Genomic DNA, 13,004 nt, shown 5'->3' with positions numbered 1-13,004 from the left:
GTCCCGGCGCGGTGCCCTCTTGGACGCGAGTCCGATGCCCCGGCACCCGCCGGAGCACAACTCGCTTCTAGGAGACGGACATCGTGTTCAAGAAATGGCACGGCAATCCCTGGGCGATCCTCGTCACGCTCTCCCTGGGCTTCTTCATGACCCTGCTCGACCTGACCATCGTCAACATCGCGATCCCCGACATGGGACAGGACCTCGACGCCTCGCTGGACGAGATCCTCTGGGTCGTCAACGCCTACACGCTCGCACTGGCCGTGCTGCTCATCACCGCCGGCCGCCTCGGCGACCTGCGGGGCAAACGCGCCCTCTTCCTCGGCGGTGTCGCCCTGTTCACCCTCGCCAGCCTCGCGTGCGGCCTCGCGCGGGACCCGGCCCAGCTGATCGCGTTCCGCGCGGTCCAGGGCCTGGGCGCGGCCCTGCTCATGCCGCAGACCCTCTCGATCGTCGCCGAGGTGTTCCCGGCCGACCGGCGCGGTGCCGCGATGGGTGTCTGGGGTGCGGTCGCGGGCGTCTCCGGCGCGCTCGGCCCGATCATCGGCGGCGCGCTGATCACCCACCTGGACTGGCGGTGGATCTTCTTCGTGAACCTGCCGCTGGGGGCACTGGTGCTGGTCCTCGCCGTGGCGATCATCCCGGCCTCGCACCGCACGGTGCGCCACCGCTTCGACACCCCCGGCGTCCTGCTCGCGTCGAGTGCCCTGTTCTGCCTGGCCTTCGGACTGACGGAAGGGCAGCGGTACGACTGGAACGGCTGGATCCTGGCGTTGTTCGGCGCCGCGGCGCTGCTCTTCGCGGCGTTCCTCGGCCATGAGCGCGGACGCCAGAACGCCGATCCGCTGGTCCCCCTCTCCCTCTTCAGGGACCGCAACTTCACGCTCGTCAACGTCGTCGGCGTCACCGTGTCCTTCGGCGTGATCGGGATGTTCCTGCCGCTGACGATCTACCTGCAGTCCGTGCTCGGCTTCAGCGCTCTCAAGTCCGGTCTCGTCCTGCTGCCGCTCGCGCTCGGCTCGTTCGTGACGGCGGGACCCGCGGGAGTCCTCGCGGACAAGGTCGGCGGGCGGTTCGTGCTGATGACCGGACTGCTGGCCTGGGCCGGGGCCCTGGTGTGGATCGTGGCCGCGGCGGACGTGGGGTCGGGCTGGACGGCGGTGGCCCTGCCCCTGCTGCTCGCGGGCCTGGGCGCCGGGTTCACCTTCGCGCCGATGGCCACCGAGGTCATGCGTCAGGTGCCGGCGAAGCTCTCGGGCGCCGCGTCCGGCCTCAACAACGCGCTCCGCCAGGTCGGTTCGGTGCTCGCGGGTGCCGTCGTCGGCGCGGTGCTCCAGGCCCGGCTGGCGTCCTCGCTCCCCGAACAGGCCCGGGAGCGGGCCGGCGGCCTGCCCGCCGCCTACCGCGACGGTTTCGTCGGAGCCTTCTCCCAGGGGGAGTCCGACCTGAGCGCGGGGCAGTCGGCGCGGCTCCCGGACGGCGTCCCGCGCGACGTCGCCGACCGCATGCGCGCACTCGGCGGCCAGGTCTTCGGCCACGGTTTCGTGCACGCGATGGGGCCCGCCGTCCTGGTCGCCGCCGCCGTGCTGCTGACCGGCGCGCTCGCCTGTCTCGGCCTGCGCCGTCACCACGGCCCGTCGGCCAACCCGCACGCCCTGCCCCTGTACGGACCCGAACTGGAGGAAGCGGCCTCATGAGCACCGACACCATCGACCTCACCGTCATGTACGCGGCCCACGACGCCTTCCGGCGCGACCTGGAACGCCTCGCCACCGCCGTCTCGGACGGCACCGCGGGATCTCCCCGAGTCCGCGCGGGCTGGGACAACTTCACGCGTCAGCTGCACATCCACCACACCGCCGAGGACAGTGACCTGTGGCCGCGTGTGGAACGCGCGGCCGCGGGCCGGCCGAGGGACGTCGCCCTGCTGGCGACGATGGAGGCGGAGCACGCGGGCCTCGGCGCGCTGCTGACGGCCGTCGACACCGCCCTTGGTGAACGGCCGGACGAACTCCCGGCATGCGTGGACGCGTTGGCGGCGGCTCTCGACGACCATCTCAAGCACGAGGAGGACGGCGCCCTGCCGCTCGTCCAGGAGGTTCTGACGCCGGCGGACTGGAGCGCCTTCACCGGGAGGATCCGCCGGGTCCAGGGACTGCGCGGGGCCGCGGTCTTCGTGCCCTGGATCGTCGACGGCGCGCCCGCCGCCGACCGGGCGCGGTTCCTCGGCGCGCTGCCGCCGCCCGTGCGGGTCCTCAACCGGTTCTTCTGGGAGCCGGGTCACCGCAGGCGCGGGTTGTGGCGGGCCTGAACCGGAGAGAGCCCGGACGGGGTCCCTGCTCCGTCCGGGCCGTACCGGCCGCGCGGGCCGCGCAGGCCGTGTCCGGGGCCGCCGGCCGAGGGCGGGAGGAGCGGGGCCGGCGGCCGGTTTCGCGCGGGAGAGCCGCCGTTCCGCGCGGGGCCTCCGAGAAGGGCCGGGTTCCAGTGGACCAGCGGGTTCCGTGCGCCGGGAGCGTGCGACGGGCTCCGGCGCGAGCGCGCGATTCACACGGGGCGCACGGAATTTCGAAAACCGGTGCGAGTGAGGCGAGTTGTCGGGGCAATTGACCATCTTTCAAAAATACGGATGTCGCCCGGGCTCCCTGTCGGTCACGAGCGGGTTGTGCGAGGGTTGACTCACTGCGCGTGGTCAATGGCCGGGTGTGAAATCCGAGTTCGTCATTTCGGATCGCCGGTGGACTCGAAAGGCTCCGGGGAATGGCCGTCACCGGCCTTCCCGCCCGGCTGTTCTCCCGGCGCGCCGCCGAAAAGGGAACGCGCCGGGAAGAGCTGCTTCCCGGCGGCCGGAAACGGCCTGTGCGTCGCCTCGCACCCGGAAGGAACCCGCTCCGTGCCCACCCCCCACCCCCCACGTCCCGCCCATCCTCCCGGCGGCGCCTCCGGTGAATGCGACGAGAGTCTGGCCGCCCGGCTGCGAGGACGGCCGGCAGGCGGTGCCACCCGGTCCGTCGCCCTGCTGATGGCGCGGCACTGGCAGGCGACGTACGACTACTCGGTCATCTGTCTGGCCTCTTCGGCGCATGTCGCCCCGATGGTCGCCGCGACCTCCTTCCACTACGCGCTCGACTCGCTGACGCACGGCGAGTCCGGAGCGGCCCTGCGGCCCCGCCTCCTGGTGACCGTGCGGGACACCGTGCGGGAATGGGCCGCGGAGGACCGGATATCCTGTGTTCTGCCGGAGTTGGGGAAACCCGCCGGTGGTCGTGGTATGCGGGTGGCGGGATCCATGACGGCCGAAAATCGGAGGCTCGCCGAGCGTTCCTTCCACGCGCTCCCGGGTTCCGCGCAGTGCCTGCTCTGGCACACCGAGGTGGAGGCGGAACCTCTATCCGTACCGGCCGGTCTGTCGGGCATGACTCTCGACACCGCGACGGTCGCTCTGGAACAGGCCCGTGAGCAATTCCGCGCGGGATGTGTACGCGCCCACCGGGAACTCGCGCCGGCCCGGGAATGCGGCCTCTACGGCCGGCGCCTGGACGTCCCGGCGCGTCGCGGTGGCGCGCCGTCCCCGGAGGAGCGGCACCATCGCGCGGGGTGCGCCCCCTGCCGCCGTGCCGAGGAACACATCGCCCGGTGCGACGGCGCGTTGGGAATCGTGCTGGCCGAAGCGGTACTCGGCTGGGGTGCACGGCGCTACCTCGACAGCCGCTCCGGGGGCGTGCGGACAGCCGTGCGCCCCTCTGGTGGCCCGGTGTTCGGAGGCACGCGGGGAATCCCCGGTCCACCGGACGGCGCCGGTACGGGTGACCGCGCCGACGCGCGGGGGCCGCGTGGCGCCGGAGGGCTGGAGGGCAACGGAGCCGCGAAAGGCCCAGGAGGGGCGGCGGAGGACTTCGGCGCCGCGCAGGGCGGGCGCCACGGCAGCGGCGGACGCCGACGACCACCCGCGGAGATCAGCACCCCGGGCCGCGGCGTCCCGACCGGACGGGCACGGTCCAAGGCCCTGCTCACAGGGGCGGGTACCGTCTCGGCCGTGCTGCTCGTGACCGTGCTCGCCGTGGGCACGGGGTCCTCCGGGGGCGGCGCCGACCCCGGAGCCTCCACGGGCGTCGGCAGCGGCCGCACCGTGCCGGCGTCCCCGGGTGCCTCGCCGCCGACGCCGGCCGGACCGCCCGCGGGCGTCGAGCGGACCCGGCTGCGCAACCTCGCCGCCGACCTGTGCCTCGACGTCCGGGGCGGCAGAGCGAGGTCCGGCGCGGAGGCCGAACTCGCCGGGTGCTCCCTGGCCCGCACCCAGCAGTGGTCGTACGAGAACGACGGTCTGCTGCGCAGTGCCGCCGACCCCGGGCTGTGCCTGGACTCAGGAGCGGCCGACGGGGTCGTCGCGCTGGACCGCTGCGCCGCTCCGGGGGACGCGCACGGCGACGACGTACGGTACGACCTCACCGTGCGGGGCGAGTTGCTGCCTCGCGCGCGCGGCCGGCTCGCGGTCACCCCCGGCTCCGTCGACCAGGACAGCGACATCGTCGTGAAGGACCGCGGCGGCTCCCTCGCACAACGCTGGCGGACCGAACCGCCGCCGGTCCCGCGGTCGCTGTCGATCGGGGGTGTGACCGGTGCAGGGGGTGCGGGGGCTGAGGTGAGTACGGAGGGTGCGCCGACGTCACCCGCCACCGAGTCGCCGTCACCTGTCACCGAGTCGCCGTCACCTGTCACGGAGTCGGCGTCACCCGTCACCGAGCCTGCGTCCGCCGTCGGCACGCCGGACGGACGGCGCACCGACCCGTCCGCCGTTCCGGGGCCGGTACCGCGTGGCACGGCCCGCCAGCTGTGAGACGGGCGCGTCATCGGCCCACGGGGCGCGCACGGTTCGGCCGTCCGGTGTGCCGAGCCGACTCGCCCCGCCCCGATCCGGTCACCCGCCGAGGTGGGCTCGCCGGGCGTGGCCCCCGGTGCGGGGTGGTGCCTAGGACACCACGTCCCGCGGCGGCCTGCCGGCCACGAAGTCCCCCGCGTTCTGGACCGCCGCCAGGGCGATCCGTACGAGCGTCTCGCGGGTGACGCCCGCGACGTGCGGCGAGAGCACCACGTTCGGCGCCTTGAGCAACCGCAGGGCCGCCGTGGGCGGTTCGGGGTCGAAGACGTCGAGGCCCGCGCCGGCCAGGGCGCCCGCGTCGAGGGCGTCCGCCAGGGCGTCCTGGTCGATCAGGGCGCCCCGTGAGGTGTTGACGACGAACGCGGTGGGCTTCAGGAGCGCGAGCCGTTCGGCGTCGAGCAGATGCCGGGTCGTCTCCGTGAGCGGGGCGTGCAGCGTGACGTAGTCCGACGTCCGCAGCAGCTCGTCGAGTGGGACGTGACGGGCGCCGCCGAGCCGCGCCTCCGCCTCCGCGCCGACGGACTGGGGCCCGGCGTACACGATCGACATGTCGAACGCCACTGCGCGCCGGGCCACCTCCTCACCGATGTGACCGAGCCCGACGATGCCGAGGGTCTTGCCGGACAGTTCGGTGATGGACCGCTGCAGCCGCGGCAGCGCCCAGTCGGCGTCGACGAGCGCGGTGTGGGCCGGGATCAACTGCTTGGCGAGGGCGAGCATCAGGGCGAAGGTCTGCTCGGCCACGTTCTGTTTCTCGGCGCCGCTGGAGCCGATGTTGCACACCGGGACGCCCTTGGCGCGGGCGGCGTCCAGGTCCACGTAGTCGAAGCCGTGGCTGGCGCACTGCACCAGTTCCAGGTCCGGTGCGGCGGCCAGGTGCTCGGCGGTCACCGGGGCGAGGCCGGTGACGATGACATGGGCCTCGCGCAGCGCCGCGGGGTCCTCGTCGGTCGCCTCGACGACCGTGACGCGGGCGTCGCCGGGGAACACCCCGGCGAGAGCGGCTCCGGCGGCGCGACCGCCCACATGCGCGGAGACGACGGCCAGTACGTTCTTCACGGCGTTTCCTCGATCAGGTCGTCGGGGCCGAGGCCCGTGGGGCGGGAGTGCCCGGACAGGGCGAGAGTGAGGTCGAACTCCGCGAGCAGACAGCGGATCACGTGCTCGACCCCGGCCTGTCCGTCGAGGCCGAGACCGTAGGCGTAAGGCCGTCCGACGAGCACGGCCCGGGCGCCGAGGGCGAGCGCCTTGAAGATGTCGTCACCGGTGCGGACCCCGCTGTCGAACAGGACGGTCAGCCGGTCGCCGACCGCCTCTGCCACACGGGGCAGCGCGTCGGCCGCCCCCACCGCCCCCGCCACCTGCCGGCCGCCGTGGTTGGAGACCACCACGCCGTCCATCCCCGCGTGGGCCGCGCGCCGGGCGTCGTCGGGGTGCAGGATGCCCTTCAGGACGAGGGGACCGTCCCAGTTCTCCCGCAGGAAGGCCAGGTCCGGCCAGGTCTTGCCGGGATCGGCGAACATGCCGACGAAGTGCATCACGGCCGCGTTCGGGTCCTCGTGGACCGGCTTGGCGAGGCCCGCGAGGAACGCCGGGTCGGAGAAGTAGTTCGCGGTGCCGACGCCGTGCAGGAACGGCAGGTACGCCTGGTCGAGATCGCGAGGCCGCCAGGCCAGCAGGGGAGTGTCCAGCGTGACGAGCAGAGCCGTGAATCCGGCGGCCTTCGCCCGGTCGAGGAAGCTCCGGGTGACCTCGCGGTCCTTCGCCCAGTACAGCTGGAACCAGCGTTCCGCGTCGCCCATCGCCTCGGCGACCTGCTCCATCGGCGTGCTGGAGGCCGAGGACAGGATGTACGGGACACCCTGTGCCGCGGCGGCCCGTGCGGCGGCGGACTCCGCGTCCGGGTGCATGATCGACAGTACGCCCACGGGCGCCAGGGCCAAGGGCGCGGGCAGGGCACGCCCCAGCACCTCGACGGACAGGTCGCGTTCGTGCACGTCCCGCAGCATCCGCGGCACGATCCGGCGGCGGTCGAGAGCCTCCCGGTTCGCCCGCGCGGTGCTGCCGTTCCCGGCGCTGCCCGCCACATAACCGACCGGACCGGGGCCGAGCCGTTGCTCGGTGAGTTCCTCCAGCCGGGTCAGATCGGTGGGCAGCCGCGGCACGGCGCCCGTCATTCCGTTCAGATAGATCTCGTACTGGAAGTCGGCCCAGTGCTTCGCCATCCGTACGTCCCGCCTCTCGTCCCTGAGATCGCGCTGTACGCCGTCGATCCTGGCGAGTGTGACAAGGCCCGTCCACCGTGGTGCGCACATCGCGCGGCTGGAATCATCACTCTGTGACAAAAACGCCCGTGGACGTCAGGGAACGCGTACGGCAGGAGATGGTCGCGGACCCGCGTGTCGTGGAGGCGGTCGTGGCCGCCGTGCACGCACAGGTGCCGGCCTACGCCGCGCTCGACGGCAGCCGGCTGCCGGAGGTACGGGCCATCGCGGCCTGGGGGCTGGAGCGCCTGCTCCACCTGTGGGCGACCGACTCCGGCCTGGGCCCGTCGGACCTGCGGCGCTTCCGGGGCATCGCGGCGGCCCGCGCGGCCGACGGCCGTCCGGTGCGGGCGGTGCTGCGCGCCTACCGGGTGGCGGCGACCGTTCTCACGGACGAGATCGCCGCCCGCGCGCCCGGACTGACCGCGTCGGATGCCCTGGCACTCACCAGGATGCTGCTGACCGCGCTCGACATCCTCTCCGAGGAGATGGCCACCGCGTACGCCGCGACCAGCGAGGACCTCGCGGCCGACCGCGACCGGGCGCTGCGCCTGCTCCTGGACGACCTGATCGCCGGGCGGCACGCCTCGGCGGGGGCACCGGCCGACCGCGCGGCCCGGCTGGGTGTCCAACTTCCCGACCCCGCCGTCCTGTTGGTGGCGGAGCCGGCCGGTCCGGACCGGCCCGACATGACGCACGACGCGGTGACGGCCCTGCTGGACGCGCTCGACGCGACCGGCGCTCCCGACGTCACCTGGGCGACGACGGTACGGGGCCCCCGCGCCGTCCTGCTGGTGCCCGCCGCCGTCACCTCGGCGGCCGGGGAGGTGCTCCGCGCACGGGACCTGCGCGGCTGTGCGGTCACGGCGGGGAGCCTGGACCGGATCGCCGTGGCGCACCGGCTGGCCGCCGACGCGCTGGACACGGCACCCGCCCACGCGTACCGGGGAGGCCGTCTCCTCACCGACGCCGACGCCCATGTCCTGGCGCTGCTGGCCGGGCATCCGGCCCTGCCACCGGACGCCGTCGCCCGTCTGGTGCTCGGGCCGCTCATCGATCCCGGGCAGGGGCACCTGCTGGCGGCGCTCACCGCGTACCTCGACACGGGGTCGGCGAACGCCGCCGCACGGGAACTCCACCTGCACGCCCAGTCCCTGCGCTACCGCCTGCGCCGCGTCCGCGAACTGACGGACCGCGACCCGCGCGACGCCTGGCAACGGCTCACCTTGGACATCGCCCGCACGATCAGGTCCTGAGCGGGGGCTCTCCGAGGGATTCGCGGCCGGGTCCGTGCGCCGGTAGCGGCTCATCCGGCGCATCGCACGGCGCGACGAGGTCCTGATCCGGGGAGTTCCGGGGGATCCCGGGCCGGGTTCCGGCCGGGTCCCTCCGTCAAGTGCCGGGCCAGGTCCCGCCGTCCGTTCCCGCGCAGGTTCTCCCCACCGGGTTCTGGACCGGAGCCCCCGCGCGGACTCCGGGCCGGATGCCCCGCGCCGGCCTCGGCCCGGGAGCCGCGCGAGGGCTCCGCGCGACGGCTCCGGGCGAGGGTCCGGGCGCGGGCCCCGCCGTCCCCTCCGCTCAGACCCTCTCGCCCGGCGCCGGAGAAGGTCCGCGCCGCGGGCGGGTGTCCGGATCCACGTCCGGGACTGCCACGTCCTCGACTGCCACGTCCCCGACGCGGGCCGTGGCCCGGACCGGCGCGCCGTCCGCTCCCGGCAGGCGCAGCGGGAACAGGAAGACCTCGACCGGCCTGCCCGCGGCCTGCGCCTCCGCGAGCCGGTCGAGTCCGGTCAGGTTCTCGGCGATGACCCCTCCCGCGCCGCACAGCACGCGGTGGGCCGGCAGCTCCGCCCCACCGGTCGGGTCCACGCTCAGCGCGTCGACGGCCACGGTGCGCACGCCCGCGGTGACGAGGGCCCGGGCGGCCTCCGGCGTGAGCCAGGGGTGCTCCGCGTAGTGGTCCGTGCCCCAGTGCGCCGACCAGCCGGTGGCCAGCAGGAGGATCCCGGCCGCACGCGGCCCGAGGAGGCCGAGCGCGGGCGCGAGATGTTCCGGCGTGATCGGCGCGCGCGGCGCCAGTCGCCGGACGTCGGCCACCACGGCCGCTCCGGCGAACCGTGCCAGCGGCAGATCGTCCAGCGTGGGCCAGGACTCGTCCACGTGGTACGGCGCGTCGACGTGGGTGCCCGACTGCGAACCCATGTGCAGCCGCAGGACGTTGACACCGTGCTCGGCGACCGTCAGCGCCCTGGTCACCTCGACCGGCGGGTCACCGGGATAGACGGGCATCCCGGTGGCCACGGGGACCGACAGGTCGAACCAGGAGTCCATCAGCTGCCTCCGGCGGCGACGACCGGCGCCGAGCCGTCCGTGTGCGAGCCGTCGGTCTCCGTGCCCGGCCCGGTGATCGCCGGCACCGGGACGTCGACCGTGCGGGCCAGCCGCGCGCCCTCGGGCCCGTACACGGCCCGGGGTTCGGGGAAGACCCGCAGCAGTGTCAGGAACAGCACCGCCGCGACGGCGAGCGACAGCGGCAGACTGATGTCGACACCGCCCGCCAGGTCGCCCAGCGGTCCGACGAACTGCCCGGGGATGTCGGTGAAGAGCACACCGACCACCGCGGAGACCCACCACGCCGTCATGCCCCGCCAGTTCCATCCGTGCGAGAACCAGTAACGTCCGCCGCGCTGGCGGCGGTTGAAGACCTGCAGGGCGTCGGGGTCGTACCAGCCCCGCCGGGTGTAGAAGCCCAGCATCATCACGACCATCCACGGAGTGGTGCAGGTGATGATCATCGTGGCGAACGTGGAGATGGACTGGACGAGGTTCAGACCGAAGCGGCCGATGAAGATGAAGGCGATCGACAGCACCCCCACCACCAGCGTGGCCTGGACCCGCGAGAGCCGGGGGAACACCGACGAGAAGTCGAGCCCGGTCCCGTACAGCGAGGTCGTGCCCGTCGACATGCCGCCGATCAGCGCGAGCAGACACACCGGCAGGAAGAACCAGCTCGGGGAGATCGCCAGCAGCCCGCCCACGAAGTCGGGGGCGGACGGATCGACGTACTTGGGAGCCTTCGTCGCGATGATGCTCGCGGTGGCCAGACCGAAGACGAACGGCAGCAGCGTCGCGATCTGTGAGAGGAACGCGGCACCGACGACCCTGCGGCGCGGCGCGTCCGCCGGGATGTAGCGCGACCAGTCGCCGAGGAACGCGCCGAAGGACACCGGGTTCGACAGCACGATCAGCGCCGAGCCGATGAACGACGGCCAGAACATCGACTGGGTGGCCGCGTCCGCCGAGGCGGTGAAGACACCCGCGTACGAGGGGTCGAAGTCACCGGCGAAGGCGACCGCGCCGAGCAGGAACAGCACGGTCGCCGAGGTCACCGCGATCTTGTTGACGAAGAGCATGAACCGGAAGCCGTAGACGCACACGGCGAGCACCAGACCGGCGAACAGCGCGTACGCGACGACGTACGACAGATTGCTGCGCTCCAGGCCGAAGAGCCGGTGCGCGCCGCCGACCAGGGCGTCGCCGGAGCTCCACACGGAGATGGAGAAGAAGGCGATCGCGGTGAGCAGGGAGAGGAAGGAACCGACCACCCGGCCGTGCACCCCGAGGTGCGCGGAGGAGGAGACGGCGTTGTTCGTGCCGTTGACCGGGCCGAACACCGCCATCGGGCAGAGGATCAGCGCACCCGCCACCACGCCGAGGAGGGTGGCCATGAGGCCCTGCCAGAAGGACAGGCCGAAGAGGATGGGGAAGGCTCCGAGAACACAGGTGGAGAAGGTGTTCGCGCCGCCGAAGGCGACCCGGAACAGGTCGAGCGGCGACGCGCTGCGGTCCGCGTCGGGGATCCGCTCGACGCCGTAGGTCTCGACCTCGGTGAGGGACGGGGACGTGGTCGGGGAGTTGTCGGACAAGAGTGCTCCAGCGAAGTGGCTCTACCCTGACGGGCGGTGGAGCGCGTGGTGGCGCCCGGGGGAGGGGTGGCCGGTTGTCGTCGCCGGGGTGTGCGACGTGAGCGGAGGCCGTCCCCGTGGGGTGTGCCGACGGTAAGGCGTCGTGGAACAGGGACACCAGTGGACGGATCATCCGTCTTCAGGGTCACCGCAGTACGAACCCTCCATGGAGGCGAGCGGTCCGCCGTCCGGGCGTCACCCGCCGTTCACCCCTTCCCTTCCTGCTCCTCCCCGCCCTGATCGCCCTGCTCGGCTCCGTTGTCGGCGGCGGATTCCCGCGGTCCGGCGTCCGGTCCCTGGGCCCGGACCCGCTCCACGTGCGCGAGGGAGTCGCGCAGTTCTGTCAGCCAGTCGTCGGTGTGGCGCTGCACGAGACGGACGCACCAGGCGAGCGCGTCGCTGCGGCTGCGGGCCACGCCCGCGGCGACGAGGGTGTCGAGGACCTGGCGTTCGGGCTGGCGCAGGCGGGTCATGACAGGTGCCGCGACGTGCGTGAACAGCGCGCGTTCGCCCCCGCACTCCACCCCCCAGGACACCTTCCTGCGGAACCGGTGCTCCGCCTCGCGCGCGACGGCGACCCGGTCGTCACGGGTGCGCTCGCGGAACTCCTGGACGCGGGCCCGGACGGCCGCCTCCTGCTCGGGGGCCGAGGCGCCCTCGGCGAGCCGGGGCTCCGGGATGCGGCCGACGACGGTGATCTCCTCGCGGTCGACGGTCACCTCCGCCAGGCTCTCGAAGAGATCGTCGGGGAGACGGCCGGCGAACCAGCCGCGCATCTGGTCGCGTTGCTCTGCTGTAATCATGTAATCACCATTACTCCGCCGCATCGGCCGCGCAAGGGGCGTGAGGCGCTGTCCGCCATGAGCGGAAGAAGGCTGCGCGGGGCCAGGAGGCGCGCCGAGCGGAATGTTTCAGGCCTATTGCGGAGCCGGGGAAATCCGGCCAGGAAGATGCCCCGGGCGATCAACGCCCGTGCGGTTGTGGGGCTCACACGTTCGGTCTTCGTTACTTCGCGCCAGTGATTCAATACTCAAAGTTACCGAAACGTGTGGGGTCGATGTGTGTTTCCCGTGTGGACTCGGCAGACTCGCGCTCGCCGCACCGACACACACCGAGCCGGTGCCGCATTCAACCGAGCGGAAGGATGCACACAATGCCGAACACCGCGCGCTGGGCAGCGACTCTCACCCTCGCGGCCACCGCCGTCTGCGGGCCCCTCGGAGGGTCCGCGCTCGCCGCCCCCGCCACTGCCCCCGCCCTCGCCCCCTCCGGGCTCTACGCCCCGTCGGCCCTGGTGCTCACCACGGGTCACGGACAGGACGCCGACACCGCCACCCCGGAACGAGCGGTCACGCTGAACTGCGCGCCGACCGCCTCCGGCACCCACCCCGCCGCCGTCCAGGCCTGTGCCGAACTCCGCGGAGCCGGCGGGAACTTCGACGCCCTCTCGGTCAGAGACGGCGCCCTGTGTACCAAGCAGTTCGACCCTGTGGTGGTCACGGTGGCCGGCGTCTGGCAGGGCAAGCGGGTCGCGTACGAACGGACCTTCGCCAACGAGTGCGTGAAGAACTCCTACGGGACGACCGTCTTCACGTTCTGAGAGACCGGGATCGCGCGCTTTTCGTGAGCATCGATCGGGGAGCGTAGCTGGGGAGTGCGAGCCCCGTCGCGGAGCGCAGCGCGATCTCGCACCGAGGGTCGGCCGGGCGGAGTGGGGCCTCCGGCCGGCCTTCGGCATGTTCCGGGCCGGTCCGGTTCCGTCCGGGCCGGCCCAGGCCTGTCCGGGGCCGCGACGGTGTGAGAGGACGGCGGCGCGGTGCGCGGGCTCGTCCGGACGCGGCGCCGCGCGGGGAGCCGCCGGGTGACAGGAGGAGGGGCCGCCGTCTCCCTGCAGACGGC

The 13,004-nt window shown here is 73.2% G+C and carries 10 protein-coding genes; 5 read left to right on the top strand and 5 right to left on the bottom strand.

The genetic code is table 11. The features are described 5' to 3' along the window. Positions 1 to 83: 83 nt before the first annotated feature. From OG776_RS07655 to OG776_RS07645, 3 genes are all read left to right on the top strand, one after another. On the top strand, positions 84 to 1,697 hold the full coding sequence (locus OG776_RS07655) for an MFS transporter (RefSeq protein WP_329319712.1): 1,614 nt from the start codon (positions 84 to 86) through the stop codon (positions 1,695 to 1,697). Continuing rightward, on the top strand, positions 1,694 to 2,311 hold the full coding sequence (locus OG776_RS07650; RefSeq protein ID WP_148014915.1) for a hemerythrin domain-containing protein: 618 nt from the start codon (positions 1,694 to 1,696) through the stop codon (positions 2,309 to 2,311). The genes OG776_RS07655 and OG776_RS07650 overlap by 4 nt, the downstream gene beginning before the upstream one ends. Positions 2,312 to 2,890: 579 nt before the next feature. Continuing rightward, on the top strand, positions 2,891 to 4,834 hold the full coding sequence (locus OG776_RS07645) for an RICIN domain-containing protein (RefSeq protein ID WP_329319710.1): 1,944 nt from the start codon (positions 2,891 to 2,893) through the stop codon (positions 4,832 to 4,834). 132 nt (positions 4,835 to 4,966) lie between these two features. On the opposite strand, the gene OG776_RS07640 is transcribed toward OG776_RS07645, so the two are convergent. Both OG776_RS07640 and OG776_RS07635 read right to left on the bottom strand, forming a co-directional pair. Then, positions 4,967 to 5,935, bottom strand: a complete 969-nt coding sequence (locus OG776_RS07640; protein ID WP_148011308.1) for a 2-hydroxyacid dehydrogenase — start codon at positions 5,933 to 5,935, stop codon at positions 4,967 to 4,969. Continuing rightward, positions 5,932 to 7,101, bottom strand: a complete 1,170-nt coding sequence (locus tag OG776_RS07635) for a lactate 2-monooxygenase (RefSeq protein WP_148011309.1) — start codon at positions 7,099 to 7,101, stop codon at positions 5,932 to 5,934. The genes OG776_RS07640 and OG776_RS07635 overlap by 4 nt, the downstream gene beginning before the upstream one ends. Positions 7,102 to 7,214: 113 nt before the next feature. On the opposite strand from OG776_RS07635, the gene OG776_RS07630 reads away from it, so the two are divergent. Next, positions 7,215 to 8,396, top strand: a complete 1,182-nt coding sequence (locus OG776_RS07630; protein ID WP_222723816.1) for a PucR family transcriptional regulator — start codon at positions 7,215 to 7,217, stop codon at positions 8,394 to 8,396. A gap of 322 nt (positions 8,397 to 8,718) precedes the next feature. On the opposite strand, the gene OG776_RS07625 is transcribed toward OG776_RS07630, so the two are convergent. From OG776_RS07625 to OG776_RS07615, 3 genes are all read right to left on the bottom strand, one after another. Further along, complete coding sequence (locus tag OG776_RS07625) at positions 8,719 to 9,471, bottom strand: cyclase family protein (RefSeq protein ID WP_148011310.1); 753 nt, start codon at positions 9,469 to 9,471, stop codon at positions 8,719 to 8,721. After that, positions 9,471 to 11,066: a purine-cytosine permease family protein gene (locus OG776_RS07620; RefSeq protein WP_148011311.1), complete on the bottom strand. Its 1,596-nt coding sequence runs from the start codon at positions 11,064 to 11,066 to the stop codon at positions 9,471 to 9,473. Before OG776_RS07620 ends, OG776_RS07625 begins: the two co-directional genes overlap by 1 nt. A 245-nt stretch (positions 11,067 to 11,311) precedes the next feature. Next, positions 11,312 to 11,908 (bottom strand): hypothetical protein, encoded by a 597-nt coding sequence (locus OG776_RS07615; RefSeq protein ID WP_148011357.1) that lies wholly within the window; start codon positions 11,906 to 11,908, stop codon positions 11,312 to 11,314. 350 nt (positions 11,909 to 12,258) lie between these two features. On the opposite strand from OG776_RS07615, the gene OG776_RS07610 reads away from it, so the two are divergent. After that, entirely contained in the window at positions 12,259 to 12,705 is a 447-nt protein-coding gene (locus OG776_RS07610) for a protease inhibitor (RefSeq protein ID WP_148011312.1), read from the top strand. Positions 12,706 to 13,004: the final 299 nt, after the last annotated feature.

This window comes from Streptomyces sp. NBC_01689, from assembly GCF_036250675.1.
In the GTDB taxonomy this organism is placed as follows: domain Bacteria; phylum Actinomycetota; class Actinomycetes; order Streptomycetales; family Streptomycetaceae; genus Streptomyces.
Note: the sequence above shows the minus strand (reverse complement) of the source record. Positions and strands in the feature narration are given on the sequence as shown.